Origin of the sequence: Alteromonas sp. K632G (assembly GCF_017653625.1) — a bacterium.
In the GTDB taxonomy this organism is placed as follows: domain Bacteria; phylum Pseudomonadota; class Gammaproteobacteria; order Enterobacterales; family Alteromonadaceae; genus Alteromonas; species Alteromonas naphthalenivorans.
In genome coordinates this window covers 77333-95776 of record NZ_JAGGDM010000013.1, presented here as the reverse complement: position 1 = coordinate 95776, position 18444 = coordinate 77333, and the positions used below count along the sequence as shown (strand labels likewise).

Below are 18444 nucleotides of genomic sequence, written 5' to 3'. Positions count from 1 at the left end.
GTTGATTTATAGTTTTTATTTCGACAATTTATGCAGCTCAATTGCAAGGTCCATGCCTATGTAAATTAGGCGTAAAGTGCATTGACGGCCTTATTGCGCCGAGAATTATGCATAAGTATTTAATAAAATCTATTTAAAATGCAGAGAAATTAATTTGAACAACATGGAAAGCTCTAAATAAGTGCAAATGTTTTTTTAAAAACACAATTAAGCTTAATTTGCACTACAGAAATGCACAATTGCACTAAATTTAAACAATTACTTGTACCTAACTTCGAATAAGTATTCACTATTGAATAATTGGAGCGGGAAAAGTGATTTGTGACTGGCCGACATTCGCTGGGCCGACACTCGCACGCCGGGAACCGGTCGCGGGCCCACGGGGGTCGCATTATTCAAACTGAAGTAGGTTGATTTAATTTTACATTTGAAAATTTGGAGCGGGAAACGAGATTTGTGACTGGCCGACATTCGGTCGCGAGCCCACAGGGGTCGTATTAATCAAACTGAAGTAGGTTGATTTAATTTTACATTTGAAAATTTGGAGCGGGAAACGAGATTTGTTGCTCGCCGGGAACCGGTCGCGGGCCCACAGGGGTCGTATTATTCAAACTAAGTAATTTTAATTGATTACTTAAATCATGAAAATTTGGAGCGGGAAACGAGATTCGAACTCGCGACCCCGACCTTGGCAAGGTCGTGCTCTACCAACTGAGCTATTCCCGCATAGAGTCGATGCTGTTGCATCTGATGATACTCACTACCATTTGGATTGTGATAGGAGTTTTTTTTGGAGCGGGAAACGAGACTTGTAACTGGCCGACACTCGGTCGCCGGGAACCGGTCGTGACCCGTGGGGTCGCGCTTTCACACTCTGAGTATAAACCTTTCGATTCACACTAAGTTTTTTTGGAGCGGGAAACGAGATTCGAACTCGCGACCCCGACCTTGGCAAGGTCGTGCTCTACCAACTGAGCTATTCCCGCATGCAAAAAAAGGCACTTCGTTTTGAAGTGGTGCGCATTGTACAAAAATATTTTTATTTGGCAACCATTAATTGGATTTTTTTGTACAAACGCACCTTTCCCGCTTAAATCGTGAACACTTTCTCACGATAGTAGCGCATTTCTTCAATAGACTCTCGAATATCATCAAGGGCTAGGTGAACCCCCTTTTTATCAAATCCATCTAATACTTCTGGCTTCCATCGCTTAATCAGCTCTTTTACGCTGCTCACATCAATACTGCGGTAATGAAAGTAATCTTCTAGCTCTGGCATGTACTTCACCATAAAGCGTCTGTCTTGCCCTATAGTGTTTCCGCACAAAGGAGATTTACCGGCATCAACATAGTCAGATAAAAACGCCATCGTTTGACGGGCGGCTTCAGCTTCATTCACCGAACTGGCTCGACAACGTGCAGTAAGCCCAGTTTCACCGTGTACACGGGTGCACCACTCATCCATATTATCAAGTACATCATCAGGCTGATGCACTGCAATAACGGGGCCTTCAGCAAGCACATTTAGCTGTGCATCTGTCACTATGGTTGCAATTTCCATCACCACACAAGTCTCTGGATCGAGCCCTGTCATCTCCATATCAATCCACACTAAATTACTGTCGTGCTTTGTCATCGGCTTCCTCTTAGTACTGAGGCATGGCAACCATGCCCTACAAACGTTATTATAAGCGCAGTATACGTGAACTAGAAAAGAATCGTGGCGAAAAAACCAAAACTTACACATAGACAGAAACGCCAAGTCGCAGCTAACAGAAGCAAACGGCTGCAAGATAAGCATGGTGACAACAAGCAAACGTCAGTAGATGAAAGCCAACTGATGAGCGGCGTTGTGACGGGTCGCTTTGGCAAACATGCCGATGTTGAAGACGCCGAGGGCAATGTGTCACGGTGTCATATCCGCCGTACAGTAGACTCTGTGGTATGTGGTGATAAAGTACTATTCAGTAAAGGCGACGATGCCGACTCTGGTAGTGTACGTGGTGTTATTGAAATAGTTAACGATCGCCATTCAGTCCTCACCCGCCCCGACTTTTACGACGGCATAAAGCCCATTGCGGCTAATATCGATAAAATTATTGTGGTAAGCGCTACCCTTCCATCACTCTCTACGCACATTATCGACCGCTATTTAGTGGCTTGTGAAGACATTGGCATTACCCCTTTTATTGTTTTAAACAAAGTGGAGCTTCTTTCACAAAGCGAAAGAGAAACCATTAATGAACAATTAAAGGTTTATAACGATTTAGGTTATGAAGTGCTTTTCACCAGCTGTAAGACCGGTGAAGGTATTGATGAACTTAATGCCTATCTTGATAACAATGTAAGTGTTTTCGTAGGTCAGTCGGGTGTAGGGAAATCTAGCTTAATTAATAAAGTATTACCTGGTGCCGACATACTCACCGGGGAAGTATCAGATAACTCAGGCTTAGGCCAACACACCACCACCGCAGCCAAGCTACTGCATTTACCGGCTGGCGGTGATTTAATAGATTCTCCAGGCGTCCGAGAATTTGGCTTATGGCACATTCCTACCGAACGCATTACTTGGGGCTTTATTGAATTTAGGGATTACTTAGGTGGGTGTAAATTCCGTGACTGTAAACACCTTAACGACCCTGGCTGCATTCTTCGGGAAGCCGTAGAAGAAGGTAAGATTAATGCCGAGCGTTTTGCTAGCTACCACAAAATATTAACCACCATGGACGAGCAACGTCCGAGCCACAGCCAACCACCTGGCGCATAAGGCTTATATTTACGCTTTGTTTGGCTTGTTGAAACAGAATATAGACACGACTTCAACAAGCCCAACCTTTCTGGCTTATTCCAAGTTTGTAGCATACATAATCTTAAAGTTGCTTACGCGCTTATAAGTTAGGGTACAATTAACCTGTCTTTTTAATGGAGAGCTTTCGTGCTGGACTGGCTTAAAATAAACTTACAATACATTACCCCTAAACATTTGTTGTCTCGCCTAGTAGGCAAATTAGCGGCAGCAGAGCTTGGTGGTTTCACTACGTTTCTTATCAAGCTTTTCATCAAGCAATATAATGTTGATATGAGCGAGGCATTGCATTCAGATCCTGCGCATTATCGCAGTTTTAATGCCTTCTTTACTCGCCCACTAAAACCTGAAGCGCGCACCGTTGACCCACGAGAAGACGTGTTAATTCAAGCGGTAGATGGGGCGGTAAGTCAATTTGGCGACATTGAAGCTGACAGTATATTTCAAGCTAAAGGACACGATTACAGCCTAACCAGCTTATTAGGCGGTAAGCCAGATTTAGCGGCGCCGTTTAAAGACGGAAAATTTGCCACCATTTATTTAGCCCCTCGAGATTACCACCGCATTCATATGCCGGTAGAGGGCACGCTTACCGACATGGTTTATGTGCCTGGTGAGTTGTTTTCTGTAAACCCGCTTACCGCACAAAACATTCCAAGTTTATTTGCCCGTAACGAGCGCGTTGTGGCGTTATTCGATACGCCCGTAGGCAAAATGGCTATGGTACTAGTGGGCGCTACGATTGTTGCCAGTATAGAAACCGTTTGGGCAGGTACTGTGTCGCCGCCTACAGGTAAAAATGTACAACATTGGACTTACGAGAAAGATACCGAAGCGAGCGTACACCTTGCAAAAGGTGACGAACTAGGTCGCTTTAAACTAGGCTCTACCATTGTGGTATGTTTCGAAAAAGACATGATAGATTTTGATGCATTAGCGCCTGGGCAAATAACTCGCCTAGGTGAACCCATGGCTTTTGTTACGAACGCGCCAGTAAATACTGATGCGAGCGCTGATTTAGGCGATAACACTGGCGATGACGCAAGCGCTGATTTAGGCACGCAAGCGACAACAAGCTAGTTTATGAATGCAGTAAAACGAAGTTTGATATCACTGCACTTTACCGTTGTATTATTGGGCGGTACCGCACTTTTTTCACATTTAGTGCCCCTGAGTGCCAGTGATATTACGCTAATGCGATCGGTATTTGCCTGTATCGCATTATTTCTCTTCCTGAAATTTTCTAGCGAAAATTTGGCGCTGGCAAGCCGCAAGGATTATCTTATAGCCATAGGGCTAGGTATCTTAATGGCCTTGCACTGGGTAACCTACTTTGCGGCGATGCAATACTCTAGTGTGTCGGTGGGTATGATTGCACTATTCACGTTTCCGGTGATTACGGTACTGATAGAGCCGTTCTTCGAAAAAGTAAGCTTGGTATGGCAAGATATTGTATCTGCGCTGACCGTTATTGCAGGCGTGTATTTTATTGTGCCTGAAACGTCACTGGATAATGACATCACTTTAGGGGTGCTCATTGGCGTGGGTTCTGCGGTGCTTTACGCGTTCAGAAACCTAATACATCGAAAACACTTCAAACAATACAGTGGCGCTAAAGCCATGGCATGGCAAACCTTGGTGATTGCTATTTTCCTGCTACCTACCGGCAGTAATGAAATTGCAAATGCCTCGTTGAGTGCATGGTTAATGCTTTTGCTATTAGGTACGGTTTTTACCGCGTTGCCACATGCACTAATTGCGGCAAGTTTACGGCATTTACGCGCTAAAACCTTTTCGCTGATTGCCTGTATGCAGCCTTTCTACGGGGTTATTCTTGCCGTATTGCTGCTAGATGAAAACCCCAGTGGAAACACGCTATTGGGCGGTATTCTTATTACTTCTGCATCTATCTATGAAACACTCAATACCCATAAGCTGCACGGTAAGTCAGAAAAGGACAGCGACTAAATGCTTATTATTGCCCACAGGGGCGCGAGTACGCTTGCGCCTGAAAACACGCTTAAAGCATTTACGCTAGCCTTCGAGCAGCAATCTGATGGTATAGAATTCGACACCTACCAGCATGATGACGCCATTATAGTATTTCACGATAAAACCCTTGGGCGCACCACAAATGGTTCAGGATTTTTATTACAAACTTCACTGGCGGATTTAAAGCAGCTAGATGCTGGGGAAGGTGAAGTTATTCCTACCTTGGAAGAAGTGCTGGCTACCGTACCAGATGGTGCGCTGTGTAATATTGAAGTGAAGCACTTGCGCAATGCTGAAGCTTGGGTGCAAGACGTAAAGCGTGCAGTAGAAGATGCACAGATAAACCCAAATTCCCTACTTATTTCTTCGTTTAATCACCATTGGCTAGCCGAAATAAGCGCATTATGGCCACAGGTGGCCATTGGCGCATTAACCGCCACCTACGCACTTGATGCAACGTACTGTGCCCGTCAGCTTAAAGCGAAATCTATTAATATTGCGTTAGATGTGGTGAATGCTGATTTTGTAAATGCGGCGAAACAAGAAGGATTGGATGTGTATGTTTATACGGTAGACGAGCCAGAAGATATGCTTCAATTGAAGCTATGGGGCGTAACCGGTATTTTTACCAACGTGCCCGAAATTGCAAAGCGAGTTGTGGGTTAAGGGCTAAGGATTAAGAAGCTAAAACTTAGCGTTATTTATAAAGCTTTGGGCGTAAAGCTTGAGTTAAAAATTTACGCCGGTTGGCTTACAAAAGCGCCTATTCTACTTCGGTAGATAAGTGACTAGAAAATACCGTTTCTTTACAGCACTTACATTGACGGCACAAACGCATGTTAACCCAATGCCCCGCCACGATAAGTAGCGCACCCACAGCGATGGTGAACGGCTCATAGGCTTCACCAAACATGTTTTTGTTCCAATAAATTGCACCACCCGTAAACAGCAATGCCAACGGATAATAACGGCCATGATAGCGAGTGGCCCCGCCGATAAGTGCAACCGCACCAATAATTAACGATATAGTTAATATGGTTCGTTCAAACCAAATTTGGGCGAAAAACGAAGAACCGATAAGTGGCAATAATGGCACAACAACAGGTAGCGCTAGGCAATGCAACGCACACAAGCTCGACACCCAAATGCCCAGTCTGTCTAATTTTGTTGGATTGTCTTCTACCGGATTCATTTACTGTACCTTTACAACATCAAAAACTTTAAAACACGCCACTTCACACACGCTTTAATCATATGACTCTTGTCACAGAAGCTCTTGTTATAAGCGCTTTCGTGATATCACAATAGCCGCACGTGCACTGTAGCCACAGAATAACTCTGCAAGAGACGTTATAATATAACATTTTAAAGCAAATGCGAAACTTTCCCCTATGATATTTTCAATCTTTAAAAGAACGAAATGCCATAAGTGGAGATTAGAGTCGGGAAATGGCTGATTATTATTAATAATTAAATGCCGAGGTGCGAATCACGGAAAAAGTAGAAAGGAAGAAACTTATGCTTGTTGCACGAGCAAAATTAACGAGGGCTATTCATTCGGCGCAGAGGCGATTCATTCGGTGCGGAGACTATTCATTCGGCGCGGCCGCTTCAGTTTCTAACAGCGGCTTTGGATGAACCTCTTTAACCAAAGTGTTATTGGGGATGCTATTGGGGATATTAGCCACCAGTGTGAAATAATCGTTTACTGACGCTAAAGCAATTCCTTCGTTTGCCAGGCTAGGCAACGTGTGCGCTAAAAAGGTAATCGTTTCTGGGTAAGGATGTGCAATTACCACAACGGTGCCGTTTCGTTTGGCCAATCGTTTTGTGTATTCAAATTGCTTACTAAGCGATGCAACCGAGCGATCATTATCAAGAAATACCTGCCGGCTTGCATTCGGCACCCCCACTCTATCCGCTACCTGTTGCGCTGTAGTATTTACGCTAGTTCTGCTATCTACAAAGAAAAGTCCTTGGCGCTTTATCTCTTCCATAATGGTTTGCATGGCGGGCTCTTCAACCGTAAATGCACTGCCCATGTGATTATTCACTCCTACTGCGTTCGGCACACTTTTAAGCGCTGCTCTTAGCGTGTGAGTAATGGCCGCAGGATACATATCGGTAGATAACCCTAAGGGACCCATGGCTTTGCCGCTGGTCGACTGCATTGGCATGTGTAACATGACAGCGCGGCCTTGCTGCTCGGCTTTACGAGAAATTGTTTGTGCAAGAGGGGTTCGCGGTAAAATTGAAAAGGTCACTTCGCTGGGAAGCGCAAAGGCCGCCATATCTGATTTTCTGTAACCCAGATCATCAAGAATAATAATAACACGAGGATTTACCGGGATAGTCGCTGACGCCGCAGCATGACTCGTAAAACTCGTCATTATCATTAACGATAAAACACACAGACGCCAAAGCACCTTCATCTACGTTTCTTCACTTCCATTATTGATTTTATTATTTCCACGCGCACTGCTGATATTAACAACGAGATACTAAACCGAATAAGAAATAAGTCTTATAAGAACTGAGCCAGACAACAATAGTATGGCTGTATCTCGGCTCCATTGAACCAGCATTTATGCAGCATACCAATTTACAAAAAGGAAACAAGCTCTGCTCAGCTGTTCTTAGCGTGTAAAGGTTGCGTAAAGAGTGACCGCCAAGCTCAATTTCAGCTTTAATTGTCGATAAGGTTACAACGTATACTATTTATTGTGGAGTAATTATGATTTCTTCTGTTAACAGCTCAACCATGCAAGCTGGCATGCCGCCACGCCCTGAAGGCCAAGCCCTTAGCGATACACAAAAAGAGTCTGTGAGCGCTATTTTGTCATCTTACGATCCGGAAAACTTATCAAGCGAAGATGCGGCTTCTATTGTAGAGCAATTCAAAGAGGCAGGTATCGAGCCAAGTAAGTCTTTGAATTCGGCGTTAAGCAGTGCAGGTTTTGAAGGTAAAAACATTGCTGAATTAGCAGGAATGGGCAAACCACCGCCTCCTCCACCACAACAAGAAGCGTCGAATTTACCTGACAATTCCACATTTTCGATAACGGTATAACCGTAAAAAATGTTTAACTTGTCACAGTGTAGCCTGCTTATATAGCGTGCTTAGCGATCAGTTAAACCAAGCGGTGGGATTTAACGCTTTTCCCTTATGGCGTATTTCAAAATACAAATTAGGGTAATCTTGTCCGCCGCTTCTTCCTACTAAGGCAATACTTTCACCTGAAAGAATATCGTCGCCAGCTTGTTTCAACAACGCTTGGTTGTGCCCGTAAACACTCATGTAACCTTCCCCGTGATCGACAATGGCCACTAAACCAAACCCGCGAAGCCAATCGGCATAAAGTACTTTGCCCGATGCCACGCTCTTTACCGCTTCGCCTTCCGAACCATCGATAATAATGCCTTTCCAGCGCACTTGTCCTTGCCTGCGATTGCCAAAGAGTTTACGAATGTGACCTTCAACAGGCACTGACAACTTCCCCTTTAACTTGGCTAACCCATCCAGCGATACCTTAGCTCTAGCCGCAGCGCGTTCAGCAGCAATACGGGCAGCTTCAATAGCATCAAGTAACGCCTTTTCATTTGCCTGCAAGGTGGCAATTCGTCCGCTTTCACTGGCGATAGTTTTATTAAGTTTGGCTAAGGTTTGCTTTCTATCATCTTGGCGAGTGAGTAACACCCCCCGCTGACTTTCTTGTGTCTTGCGAAGGGCAAGCAAGGATTCCGCTTTTTCAGCAAGCTCTTCGGTTACCGCTTCAAGGCGAGCCACGTTGTCTCTAAATCGGGTAATTTCTTGCTGACGTGCCTTTGCCAAATATTGATAATACGTAATGACCCGTTCGAAATTACGGGCATCTTCTTGATAAAATAACATTTTGGCGTAGTCGTAATGCCCCGCCATAAACGCACTTTTCAATTGACTTGAAAGCAAGGACTGTTGCTGGCGAATAGCTTCTTTTAACCCTTCCTGCTCTTTTACAAGCACTTCTTCTTCCGCTAACACACTATTTAATTGCTGTTTGTTTTGCGCCAAGGCTTTCGCCACTTTCGCTATTTCAAGCTCTGAACGCTTGAGCACTTGCTCTAGTTCTTGTGCGCTAGCTTTGTTATTTTCTAAAACCTGCTGACGCGCTCTTAATTCAACTTGTAGTTCTGCCAGCTTCTCTTGGCTAACATCTTGCGCCTTCACGGTAGATGAGACTAACCCCATACCGAATATGACAGCAAGTAAAAAGACAATTGCGCAAAATCGTTGAATAAACATAAAAAGGTAATAGCGGCCTTTGGCGGTGTATTGGTGGCAAAAACAGATTGCAGAATTCGCCTACAATCATGATGATAGTTAGCGTATCAGTGTATCTGAGGGCTAGATTAAATCCCAGTGCAATTTGGTTGTAATATCAATCCGCTATTGTACCGCACACAATTACAAGACACGCTTGACTATTGCAGGGTGGTTTCTCGCCCGTTTTTCTATATACTTTGCACTCTTTTTATGGTCTGTAGACAAGGTTAGAAGTAATGGATCAGCTAATAGCGTTTGCCAGCGATAATATTGTACTTGCTGGTGTATGGGTTGCTTTGGTGGGCATGTTGGTGTTTAGCTACATTTCAACGTTTACCTCTTCAATCAAAGAAGTTAATACACACGAAGCCACTTTGTTAATGAATAAAGACGACGCGATTATCTTTGATACTCGCGCGGCTAAAGACTTTAAAGCGGGGCACATTTTAGGTGCTAAGCAAATAAAACCAGAAGAATTGCGCGAGAAAAACTTCGCTAAGCTTGAAAACAGCAAAGATAAACCCATTATCGTTGTATGCGCTATGGGCAATCAAGCTCGTGGTACAGCCGGTGCGATGTCAAAAGCGGGCTTCACTAATGTCAAAGTCCTTAAAGGCGGCATGAACGCGTGGCAGAGTGCAAGTTTACCGATTTCAAAATAATAGGTGATCATAGTGAGTAAAGTAGAAATTTACACCAAGGGCCATTGCCCATACTGCCATCGTGCTAAAGCACTTCTCGCACAGAAAGGTGTTGAGTTTCAAGAGTACCCTATTGATGTTCAACCAGAATTGCGTGACGTAATGATTGAGCGCGCGAATGGCGGTTGGACAGTGCCACAAATTTTCATCGACGATAAGCACGTAGGTGGCTGCGATGACATGATGGCACTAGAAGCACAGCAAAAACTAAATCCTATGCTTGGGTTAGCATAACGCGTCAGCGCGTAAAGCAACGCAATACATTAAAGTAAAACGACAATTAAACAGGAAATATCATGGCTGACGATAATCAGACTACTAACGGCGCCGCAGCAGGCGACCAAGTGCAAGCCCCTCAATTCAACATTCAGCGTATCTTCACTAAAGATATCTCTTTTGAGTCGCCAAATGCGCCAGCTATTTTCACTAAAGAGTGGAAGCCAGAAATTAAGCTAGATATTGACACTAGCACCAACAAACTAGACGAAAACGTTTACGAAGTAGTGTTGTCAGTAACCGTTACCGCCACACTTGGCGAAGAAACTGCATTCTTATGTGAAGTGCAGCAAGCCGGTATTTTTGCCATTGGTGAAATGCCTGATCAGAACAAAGCGCATACGCTAGGTTCATTCTGCCCGAACATGCTTTTCCCGTATGCACGTGAAACGATTTCAAACCTTGTGAACCGTGGAACTTTCCCTCCACTAAATTTAGCGCCAGTTAACTTCGACGCTATCTTCGCTGCTTACGTTCAAAAGCGTGCACAGCAAGCCCAAGGCGAAGCGCCTAAGATGGACGCGTAAGCACCATTATGATGAACCCGAATTCGGTTTCAGTATTAGGGGCGGGGTCGTATGGCACCGCCCTTGCTTTTTGCTTAGCCAGAAATGGTAACCCTACCTTGTTGTGGGGGCGCGACGAAAAGCATATGGAAGCGCTGGCTTCAAGCAGAGAAAACGCGCGCTATTTGCCAGGTGCTACCTTTCCTGATGCGCTTAATGTAGATGCCAATTTAGAAACGGTCATTGCCACTAGCCAAGATATTCTTGTGGTAGTGCCAAGCCACGGCTTTGCGGCAATGCTTCAAAGCATTAAGCCTTTGTTGCAGCCCAACCATAGAATTATTTGGGCAACCAAAGGGCTTGAACCTAAAACCGGCAGATTGCTTCGAGAAGTTGCAGAAGAAATTCTGGGTACTGCCTATCCGCTAGCCGTATTATCTGGCCCCACATTTGCCAAAGAAATGGTGGCAGGCTTGCCTACGGCTATTTCGTTATCGTCCACTGACGAAACCTTTGCTGACGAATTTGCCGCTAAGCTACATTGCGCGAAATCGTTTAGGGTATACAAAAACCCAGACTTCACCGGCGTACAATTAGGCGGTGCAGTGAAAAACGTGATTGCCATAGGCGCTGGTTTGGCAGATGGGTTAGGTTTTGGTGCGAATGCCCGTACCGCATTGATTACTCGTGGTCTTGCAGAGCTTACTCGTCTTGGCGTGAAGCTAGGTGCTCAGCCAGAAACCTTTATGGGCATGGCTGGCCTTGGCGACTTAGTGCTCACCTGCACCGATAACCAATCACGTAACCGTCGATTTGGCTTAGCCTTAGGCCAAGGTAAATCTGTCGACACGGCGATTGAAGAAATTGGGCAAGTGGTAGAAGGCTATCGCAACACGGAAGAAGTACATGTGTTATCGCATAAAGTCGGTGTTGAGATGCCAATCTGCGAGCAGATTTACGCGGTACTTTATCACGGTAAATCGCCAAAAGAGGCCGCATTAACCTTACTGGGTCGCGATCTTAAAAACGAAGCCTGATTAAAAATTATACAAAACTGATAAAGCGCGCAGCATCAACACTGCGCGTTTTTTTATGTCTAGCGTGCGCCGTCGTAGCCTAGTTGACGCCAGCTTTCATAAACAAAAACCGATACCGCATTCGATAAATTCATACTTCTGCTGTCGGGTAGCATTGGAATACGTACTCGCTGTTCTGGCGGTAGCGCGTCAATAACATCGTCGGGCAAACCTCTGGTCTCTGGCCCAAACAATAAAGCATCGCCTTTTTTGTATTGTGCATCGCTGTGAAATGCTTTGCCTTTGGTAGTACAAGCAAAGATTCGGCTTGGCTTTTCACTTTCAATGTAAGCTTCTAATGATGCATGACGCTTAACGTGAGCAAATTCGTGGTAATCCAGCCCTGCCCTACGTACACGCTTATCGTCCCACTCAAACCCAAGAGGCTCAATCAAATGCAGCATAAAGCCGCTATTGGCGCATAAGCGGATAATATTTCCCGTATTGGGGGGAATTTCTGGCTGGTAAAGTACGATGTCTAACATGCTGGCTCACTGTCGAAATGCTAAATTGCCACGCTTTTAAATGGCGATATGACGAACGGGCGCTCATCGCCCATTAGCGTTATTTTACGCGCTTAAAAAATCAAATACAGTAGAGAGTGCAGCATCACGAATGTCGTCCGATTCGGTAAGCACCTCATGATACGCCACAGGAATAATTTCTACCTGAGCATTGGGGAACTTAGCGGCTACGCGACGTTGGCGTTTATTCTCTATAATACTGTCGCCATCTGCACTTAAAATTAACGAGCGCGTAGTAATAGCAGCCGCATTAAGTTCAATGGTATTCATCGCGGCTTGTGCTGCCCGCAACCATTCAGTGGTTACACCACCAAGTTGAATTTGGCGCTCTTCATCATAAAGCTGGCGAAATAAGCTATAGCGATTCTTACTATGCGTAAGTTTATTTAAGGCATAAGGAAATGCAATGTAAGGCGTTTGCCCAAAGAAATAACCTGACTCACGCTTTTTCATTTTATTAATACTAAGCCCTACTTTTATAAGGCTATTGGCCAACCAATTTGGTAGTGCAGGCTTAATACCGAACATCGGGGATGCGAGTACTGCTTTGTCGAATAAGCTAGGGTCTCTTAATAGGGTTAGTGCGCCAATTGCGCCGCCCATAGAATGGCAAAGTAACTGCAACTCACCCTGTTGGCGCGGCTTCACAATATCGTTTACGAAGGTGATTAAATCATCCACGTAATCGGCGAAATCCGCCACGTATCCATGTTGAGGATCGTGAGTCATACGCCCCGATAACCCTTGCCCTCGGTGATCAAGAATAAAAACTGCAAAGCCATTTTGATACAAATCGAAAATGAGTTCTTTGTATTTTAAGTAGGACTCGATACGTCCAGAACTGATCACCACCGTGGATTTGGGGGTTTCTGGTATGCACCACGCGTAATGCACATCGATGTTATCTTTACCAACAAACTCGCCAAGGGTGACAGAAGTTTGCCAAAAAGGGTTTATTTCAGTGGCAAAGGTCGAAGCTAAGTCTTGCTCTGACGTAAACGTCCAGCTCATACAGGCATATCCTAATAGAATCGTGAGGCAGTGATAACTTGAACGCTACACGGCAATGAAAATTTATGCGCGTTAAGTGTTTTCTAACTTGCGAGGGAAGGACAGTGTGACGCTTAGGCCACCTTCTTCTCTTGTCACTGCTTTTATTGCGCCATGATGCAATTCTACAGCAGCTTTTGCAATGGATAAGCCCAAACCTACCCCACCAGAAGCTCTTTCTCTGGCTAAGGTTGCACGATAAAAAGGGGCAAATACCCGTTCGCACTCTTCACTTGATAAACCTTCACCGTCGTCGCAAACGGTCACCGACCATTCGGTGTCGGTGACGGTAAACTCAACCGTTGTTAAATAGGTGCTGTGGCGGATGGCGTTACGTAGAACATTCTCAACTGCACGGCAAAGTAAAACTTGGTCTACCAGCACGGTCAGCTTGGGTATTTCATTTATATCGAGGGCTTTATTGCTATTTGCGGCTTCAAACTGACCATCAGTAAAAATATCGCGAAACAACAGAGATAAAGAATAAGATGAGAAGGTGGTTACCCCATTTTCAGCGCGGCTTAATTCCAGCAATTGGCTCACTAAAGCTTCCATACGCTCAGCCTCTCGCTCAATACGGGCCAGCGATGCTGGGTCTACATTTTGCTGATGTGCTAAACCAAGTGCCATCTGCAGTCGAGCCAAGGGAGAACGAAGCTCGTGAGATATATCGGCCAGGAGCCGTTTTTGTCCGGTCCACATTTTCTCTAACTGACCTGCCATTGAATTGAAGTCGCGACCTAGTTGACCAAGCTCATCCTGTCGCTTCTCAGTATTATCAATTCTCGCTTCCCAGTTACCAGTAGATAATGAACGCGCAGACTTCTGCAGCCGAAGAATTGGTCGTGTGAGAGATTTCGCAAACAGCCAAGATAACAACGTCGTTGTCACTAAGGCGATACAAAGAAACAATACAAAGGGAGGAGCATTTTCACCAGGCAAATCCATTTTGGCAAAGAACAAAGCAAACCTTTTACCATCACGCTCAAAGAGCATTGGCCCAGTTATTTTTAGCGCGCCCCGATTTAGTGTGATTGGTACTTTTTGATCGACGATGCGCTCTATATCTCTTCGGTCGTCTTCACGTAAAGGCGGGCCGCCAGCAGCGATCATCCGGCCTGTGTCGACATCAACTGCGATTGCTCTTCCTCTAACGGCACGTCCATTTCTATCTAGCGCTACTCTTAGCGGCGCTTGCATGGCGCGCTCGCTAGTTATGCCGCCAAGCAAACGCTCTAAATGTTGAATTTCCTGTGGAGACGCGGTGTTTACCTGAAGTTCTTCAAAGAAGAATCGACTTCCCCAAACAGCCAGTACAGCAGTAACAATGAAGGTAGCCCAGAACCACAAAAAAAGGCGCCCCACAATGGCGCGAGCAGGGTTTATTTTACGGAAAAACGTCATTGACCAGATAGCAACATATAACCCACGCCGCGGATGGTTTTAATTTTTTCGATATTACTAATAGCGGCTATTTTTTTGCGCAAGTTACTTACGTGCATATCGATACTTCTATCAAACGCTTGAAGAGATTTACCTAATACCTTCAAACTGATTTCTTCTTTCGTCACTCGGCTTCCTGTGTTTAGCATAAGCAACCGAAGTATAGAAAATTCTGTACTGGTCAAGGTCATTTCAACCTCACCGACTTTGGCGACTTGGCTACTACTACTTAAAAATAATTCATTCACAATCAAGTCTTGTTCAATAGTACCACCGCTGTGAGTCAATGACAGTCTTCGGAATATGGCTTTTATTCGCGCTACCAACTCTCTATGATTGAACGGCTTTGGCAAGTAATCGTCTGCTCCAAGCTCTAACCCTAGAATGCGGTCGTAGTCATCACCGCGCGCCGTTAGCATAAGCACGGGTGTCGCATGACTCACTCTTAACTTCTTAAGTACATCGAAACCGTCCATTTTAGGCATCATGACATCAAGCAGAATGAGGTCGTAATGACCACCTGCCGTTGCTTCTGCTAACCCTGCTTGGCCATCATTACTGACCTGAATTTGATACCCCATGCTTGATAGATAGGTGGCTAGCATGTCAGTTAGTTCATTATCATCATCGATAATAAGAATGGACTGTAAATGAAACTCTGAACTCATGTTTTTGAAACCTACGACGGCTTGATTCATCTTTCGGATACCCAAGTATAATGCATAGAGGAATGACAACGGTTAAATACTGCGCGTTGCGTTAAAAAAACTAGGAAACGCCACAAGCGACGACCTAGCCATTCCCACACACAAACGATGGAAATGATAAGCTTTGTGACCGATAGAATCTGCGCATGGTTCAAACTTTACACAAGCTTTACAATGCGTTGACTGCTTTTGGCCGCAGAGCTAGTAAGATTCTGGGGTGCGAATACAAAGGAGACGCCCGTGAAATCAATTCTCATTGCTGGGTTATTAGCGACAACTTTTAGCCTAGCCCACAGCGCAAATGCGGCCCCTCAAGGCCCCAAAATGCGTGATCATGCTCCTGGGATGGAAATGATCAAAACCTTAAGCCGCCTTTCTCTTTCTTCAGAGCAAATGGATGAGGTGAAAAAGCTTGTTACCGCGTTTAAAGCCAATCATGAACGCCCAGACGCCTCGTCGGAGCACCCAGATAAGCCCGACCTCGCTACCCTTTCAGAAAGTGAAATTCGTAGCCTTGTTGAAACCAGGATACTGAAACAACAATCGCGTCATTTTGCTATTGCAGAACTTCGCAGTGAGATTTACAACCTGCTTTCAGCGTCGCAACGTAACATGCTAACCGAGTTTGAAGCTAAACGAGAAGCCAAACGAGAAGTCGCGCACGGTGGGAAAAGAAATACTGTCAGAAGCGCTATGCGAGGCCAGCCGCCAAGAGGACCTCGCCTGCCGTTTAAAGAACTGCAACTGACTGACGAGCAGTTAGTATCACTTGAAACCTTAAACGCCACTTTTCGTGAAACCCGCTTTCAACATAAAGTCACAATGGATGCACTCAGAAACGCTGAGCAAGCCCTTGTGCGAAGTGGCAATTTCTCCGAATCTGCATGGGATGCACTTTATGCTGAATATAAAGATGATCTCGTTAATGCAGCAATAGAAAACATGACTCATAAACAAGCCACGTTTGCAGTGCTTACCGACGCACAGCAAGCCGAGGTATTGGAGAAGCGCGAAAACGTAGACGCGCTTCGCCGTTTGTTTAGCGATAATTAAGACTACTCGCTAGAAAAAGATAACAACTTGGAACGTAAGCAAAGACGCAAACTTTAGTTTGCGTCTTTTTTTTGTACTGGCGAAACGATGTCATATAAGTGAACTGCCGATTCTGCGCCTTCAACCTTTAATACACTCACTTCATCACCTAAATGGGTAATAGCAAACTGCCCATTCTCTACCGGCAACATCACGCTCTTAGTTGGCGATAGAAGTACCGGCAACGACTGCTGTTTGTATAACTGAAAGCTATCGCCTTCGCGAATACCTTGGGCAATACCTAAATCGACAATCAACTGCTGGTTACTGGTATTAACCACCCGCGCAAAGGTAGGCTCGCAGGTAATGGCGGCAGAAATATCGGTTAGCGCAGCATTTACGGTGTTTAATACCATTCGCCCGTACTCGCTACGCCAAAATAAGCTGTTATTGGTATCCACTTGGTAGCTGTTTTCAAACTCCCAATCTGCTTCACTGTGATAACTGTCGTTATAAATGATACGTTGCCTGAAGGTATCTAGCACGAACACTTGAAGGGTAAAGTTGCGCCTAACCGCCACCTCGTCGCTGTCGAAAAAGGACTCACTTTGTGCTATTTGCTCAAACAAGCTTACATCTTTAATGTAGCCGAATAGTGCGAACTGCTGACCATAGGTATCGCGTAAGTAAGTCGATTTTTGTTGTAACTCTACGCCTGAGAGTGCTTCGGCAGACCACATATCGGCGCTAGCCATGGCTTGTGATATCTGCATGACATTAGGTGTATCCGCGGTATTTTTCAGTTGCTGCGCAAATCGTTGTGTAATGTGTTTACCAATATTATAAATACCGCCTGTGGCCGCCTGTCGTGAGTCGAGTAGGGCAAAATGAGTCACCAGTAAGCGCTTTTGAAAGCGATTGGGTTCACAATCAAACAAGGGGGTTAAATTGACATTCACCACTACCGATAGCACATTATCTTGAACACTTTCGCTAATGATTTCGACTCGCTGTATTCGGCCTGCGGTACGAAGCTCTGCTTTGCTGCTGAGTATTAACCCATCGATTAGAACATCTTCGGCGGCAATAACACTTCCGCTCTTATAAGACGCATCCGCGATAGCATTTTTAATCACCGTAGGGCGCACAGAATCTAAGTCGGCACCGGTAAAATTAAGACTTGCTTCACCTTGTACCCATATGGCCATGGCCGTGCCATGCCACATAGTTATTATTGCTATACCTAGACGAAGATAGCCTTTCATGCTTTTCACCTACTAACCGAATATTGCGAACAATTTATCTATCACAGAGCGCTCTTGATTCTCTTGCAAATCCCCAGTGCCGCTATATTCAATGAGTGCATTACCCACTTTTGAAGACACCACGGTATTGCTTTCATCAACATCTTGCTTGCGTACTTCACCTGAAAAACGAATATATTCTTTTCCTTTATTCATGGTTATCCATTTTTCCCCTGTGACCAGCAAGTTTCCTGCTGGCGTAATAGCGGTGACATAAACGGTAATGCTGCCTTGCAATGAGTTTGACTGGCTTGATTGTGCCGAACTGGTAAATTCGCTGTCCTGTTCATGGTCTACTTCAAGGTCATCGCCTTCAATTTGAATTCCCCCTACCCGCACAGTTAAAGGTTCTATATCAAAGGTGCTGTTTTTATCTTGGTTGTAATCAAGTGACTTCTCAGACTGGGTGGTCTCATCCAGCTTTATTAAAATCATATCGCCCACTTTGTACTGGCTGTGGCGCTGGTACAGCCCCATGGCAAGCTCCGGATTAAACAAAGAGCCGCTAGGAATACGAACTTGTTCAACAGAATACGCCCGCGGCGGCGCATAAGTAGGATCGCCCGGAGCAGGTTCATCAGAGGTGGGCGATATAGCGCGCTGCTCTACTTTTGGATTAGTTGGACTGCTTGCCACCACTTCTTCTTCATGTGAAACCGTTTGGGCACAGCCGGTCATTGTAAAGATTAGGGCAAGAAACACTTTCTGGCATCGAATTTTCATA

Annotated in this window: 20 protein-coding genes and 2 tRNA genes; 10 read left to right on the top strand and 12 right to left on the bottom strand. The window is 45.0% G+C overall.

The features are described from left to right. Window positions 1-650: 650 nt before the first annotated feature. From J5X92_RS13655 to orn, 3 genes are all read right to left on the bottom strand, one after another. Window positions 651-726, bottom strand: a tRNA-Gly gene (locus J5X92_RS13655). Window positions 727-910: 184 nt separating this feature from the next. Further along, window positions 911-986: transfer RNA gene (locus J5X92_RS13650), tRNA-Gly, on the bottom strand. 104 nt (window positions 987-1090) lie between these two features. After that, the gene (gene orn, locus J5X92_RS13645; protein ID WP_013785622.1) at window positions 1091-1636 is read right to left on the bottom strand and encodes an oligoribonuclease; all 546 of its coding nucleotides are present in this window, start codon (window positions 1634-1636) and stop codon (window positions 1091-1093) included. Window positions 1637-1720: 84 nt separating this feature from the next. On the opposite strand from orn, the gene rsgA reads away from it, so the two are divergent. The 4 genes from rsgA (at window position 1721) to J5X92_RS13625 (ending at window position 5464) form a co-directional block, all read left to right on the top strand. Next, on the top strand, window positions 1721-2767 hold the full coding sequence (gene rsgA, locus J5X92_RS13640) for a small ribosomal subunit biogenesis GTPase RsgA (RefSeq protein ID WP_126872918.1): 1047 nt from the start codon (window positions 1721-1723) through the stop codon (window positions 2765-2767). 168 nt (window positions 2768-2935) lie between these two features. Continuing rightward, window positions 2936-3886 (top strand): archaetidylserine decarboxylase, encoded by a 951-nt coding sequence (gene asd / locus J5X92_RS13635; RefSeq protein WP_126872919.1) that lies wholly within the window; start codon window positions 2936-2938, stop codon window positions 3884-3886. 3 nt (window positions 3887-3889) lie between these two features. Continuing rightward, window positions 3890-4774: a DMT family transporter gene (locus J5X92_RS13630; protein WP_208805952.1), complete on the top strand. Its 885-nt coding sequence runs from the start codon at window positions 3890-3892 to the stop codon at window positions 4772-4774. Next, a complete protein-coding gene (locus J5X92_RS13625) occupies window positions 4775-5464 on the top strand; it encodes a glycerophosphodiester phosphodiesterase family protein (RefSeq protein WP_126872921.1) in 690 nt (229 codons plus the stop codon). A gap of 97 nt (window positions 5465-5561) precedes the next feature. On the opposite strand, the gene J5X92_RS13620 is transcribed toward J5X92_RS13625, so the two are convergent. Beyond that, window positions 5562-5990, bottom strand: coding sequence for a MerC domain-containing protein (locus tag J5X92_RS13620; protein WP_126872922.1), 429 nt, complete (start codon window positions 5988-5990; stop codon window positions 5562-5564). A 397-nt stretch (window positions 5991-6387) separates the two neighbouring features. Further along, window positions 6388-7230 carry a divergent polysaccharide deacetylase family protein gene (locus J5X92_RS13615; protein WP_208805951.1) on the bottom strand — a complete coding sequence of 281 codons (843 nt, stop codon included), beginning with the start codon at window positions 7228-7230 and terminating at the stop codon, window positions 6388-6390. 302 nt (window positions 7231-7532) lie between these two features. On the opposite strand from J5X92_RS13615, the gene J5X92_RS13610 reads away from it, so the two are divergent. After that, entirely contained in the window at window positions 7533-7868 is a 336-nt protein-coding gene (locus tag J5X92_RS13610) for a hypothetical protein (RefSeq protein WP_208805950.1), read from the top strand. Between the two features lie 57 nt (window positions 7869-7925). On the opposite strand, the gene J5X92_RS13605 is transcribed toward J5X92_RS13610, so the two are convergent. After that, window positions 7926-9026 carry a peptidoglycan DD-metalloendopeptidase family protein gene (locus J5X92_RS13605; RefSeq protein WP_208805967.1) on the bottom strand — a complete coding sequence of 367 codons (1101 nt, stop codon included), beginning with the start codon at window positions 9024-9026 and terminating at the stop codon, window positions 7926-7928. A 311-nt stretch (window positions 9027-9337) separates the two neighbouring features. Here J5X92_RS13605 and J5X92_RS13600 point away from each other — a divergent pair, with 311 nt between their 5' ends. The 4 genes from J5X92_RS13600 (at window position 9338) to gpsA (ending at window position 11621) form a co-directional block, all read left to right on the top strand. Continuing rightward, the gene (locus J5X92_RS13600) at window positions 9338-9763 is read left to right on the top strand and encodes a rhodanese-like domain-containing protein (RefSeq protein WP_013785631.1); all 426 of its coding nucleotides are present in this window, start codon (window positions 9338-9340) and stop codon (window positions 9761-9763) included. Between the two features lie 12 nt (window positions 9764-9775). Continuing rightward, window positions 9776-10036, top strand: coding sequence for a glutaredoxin 3 (grxC, locus tag J5X92_RS13595; protein ID WP_013785632.1), 261 nt, complete (start codon window positions 9776-9778; stop codon window positions 10034-10036). Window positions 10037-10098: 62 nt separating this feature from the next. Beyond that, window positions 10099-10605, top strand: a complete 507-nt coding sequence (secB, locus tag J5X92_RS13590; RefSeq protein ID WP_126872925.1) for a protein-export chaperone SecB — start codon at window positions 10099-10101, stop codon at window positions 10603-10605. An 8-nt stretch (window positions 10606-10613) separates the two neighbouring features. Beyond that, on the top strand, window positions 10614-11621 hold the full coding sequence (gpsA, locus tag J5X92_RS13585) for an NAD(P)H-dependent glycerol-3-phosphate dehydrogenase (RefSeq protein ID WP_126872926.1): 1008 nt from the start codon (window positions 10614-10616) through the stop codon (window positions 11619-11621). Between the two features lie 59 nt (window positions 11622-11680). Here gpsA and trmL read toward each other — a convergent pair whose 3' ends face one another. The 4 genes from trmL to J5X92_RS13565 form a co-directional block, all read right to left on the bottom strand. Further along, a complete protein-coding gene (gene trmL, locus J5X92_RS13580) occupies window positions 11681-12145 on the bottom strand; it encodes a tRNA (uridine(34)/cytosine(34)/5-carboxymethylaminomethyluridine(34)-2'-O)-methyltransferase TrmL (protein WP_126872927.1) in 465 nt (154 codons plus the stop codon). 84 nt (window positions 12146-12229) lie between these two features. Then, a complete protein-coding gene (locus J5X92_RS13575) occupies window positions 12230-13195 on the bottom strand; it encodes an alpha/beta fold hydrolase (protein ID WP_126872928.1) in 966 nt (321 codons plus the stop codon). Between the two features lie 72 nt (window positions 13196-13267). Continuing rightward, complete coding sequence (locus tag J5X92_RS13570; RefSeq protein ID WP_232363150.1) at window positions 13268-14584, bottom strand: ATP-binding protein; 1317 nt, start codon at window positions 14582-14584, stop codon at window positions 13268-13270. Between the two features lie 50 nt (window positions 14585-14634). After that, window positions 14635-15345: a response regulator transcription factor gene (locus tag J5X92_RS13565; protein WP_041453065.1), complete on the bottom strand. Its 711-nt coding sequence runs from the start codon at window positions 15343-15345 to the stop codon at window positions 14635-14637. 279 nt (window positions 15346-15624) lie between these two features. On the opposite strand from J5X92_RS13565, the gene J5X92_RS13560 reads away from it, so the two are divergent. Then, window positions 15625-16437: a Spy/CpxP family protein refolding chaperone gene (locus tag J5X92_RS13560; RefSeq protein WP_126872930.1), complete on the top strand. Its 813-nt coding sequence runs from the start codon at window positions 15625-15627 to the stop codon at window positions 16435-16437. Window positions 16438-16490: 53 nt separating this feature from the next. On the opposite strand, the gene J5X92_RS13555 is transcribed toward J5X92_RS13560, so the two are convergent. Continuing rightward, window positions 16491-17681: a flagella assembly protein FlgT middle domain-containing protein gene (locus J5X92_RS13555; RefSeq protein WP_126872931.1), complete on the bottom strand. Its 1191-nt coding sequence runs from the start codon at window positions 17679-17681 to the stop codon at window positions 16491-16493. Window positions 17682-17693: 12 nt separating this feature from the next. Continuing rightward, window positions 17694-18443 (bottom strand): flagellar basal body L-ring protein FlgH, encoded by a 750-nt coding sequence (locus tag J5X92_RS13550; protein WP_041453066.1) that lies wholly within the window; start codon window positions 18441-18443, stop codon window positions 17694-17696. Between the last annotated feature and the right edge of the window lies 1 nt (window position 18444).

Coding starts and splice junctions, on each gene's coding strand:
- orn (WP_013785622.1), bottom strand. CDS start 1,636: ATGACAAAGCACGACAGTAATTTAGTGTGGATTGATATGGAGATGACA.
- J5X92_RS13630 (WP_208805952.1), top strand. CDS start 3,890: ATGAATGCAGTAAAACGAAGTTTGATATCACTGCACTTTACCGTTGTA.
- J5X92_RS13625 (WP_126872921.1), top strand. CDS start 4,775: ATGCTTATTATTGCCCACAGGGGCGCGAGTACGCTTGCGCCTGAAAAC.
- J5X92_RS13620 (WP_126872922.1), bottom strand. CDS start 5,990: ATGAATCCGGTAGAAGACAATCCAACAAAATTAGACAGACTGGGCATT.
- J5X92_RS13615 (WP_208805951.1), bottom strand. CDS start 7,230: ATGAAGGTGCTTTGGCGTCTGTGTGTTTTATCGTTAATGATAATGACG.
- J5X92_RS13610 (WP_208805950.1), top strand. CDS start 7,533: ATGATTTCTTCTGTTAACAGCTCAACCATGCAAGCTGGCATGCCGCCA.
- J5X92_RS13605 (WP_208805967.1), bottom strand. CDS start 9,026: ATGGGGTTAGTCTCATCTACCGTGAAGGCGCAAGATGTTAGCCAAGAG.
- J5X92_RS13600 (WP_013785631.1), top strand. CDS start 9,338: ATGGATCAGCTAATAGCGTTTGCCAGCGATAATATTGTACTTGCTGGT.
- secB (WP_126872925.1), top strand. CDS start 10,099: ATGGCTGACGATAATCAGACTACTAACGGCGCCGCAGCAGGCGACCAA.
- gpsA (WP_126872926.1), top strand. CDS start 10,614: ATGATGAACCCGAATTCGGTTTCAGTATTAGGGGCGGGGTCGTATGGC.
- trmL (WP_126872927.1), bottom strand. CDS start 12,145: ATGTTAGACATCGTACTTTACCAGCCAGAAATTCCCCCCAATACGGGA.
- J5X92_RS13575 (WP_126872928.1), bottom strand. CDS start 13,195: ATGAGCTGGACGTTTACGTCAGAGCAAGACTTAGCTTCGACCTTTGCC.
- J5X92_RS13565 (WP_041453065.1), bottom strand. CDS start 15,345: ATGAGTTCAGAGTTTCATTTACAGTCCATTCTTATTATCGATGATGAT.
- J5X92_RS13555 (WP_126872931.1), bottom strand. CDS start 17,681: ATGAAAGGCTATCTTCGTCTAGGTATAGCAATAATAACTATGTGGCAT.
- J5X92_RS13550 (WP_041453066.1), bottom strand. CDS start 18,443: ATGAAAATTCGATGCCAGAAAGTGTTTCTTGCCCTAATCTTTACAATG.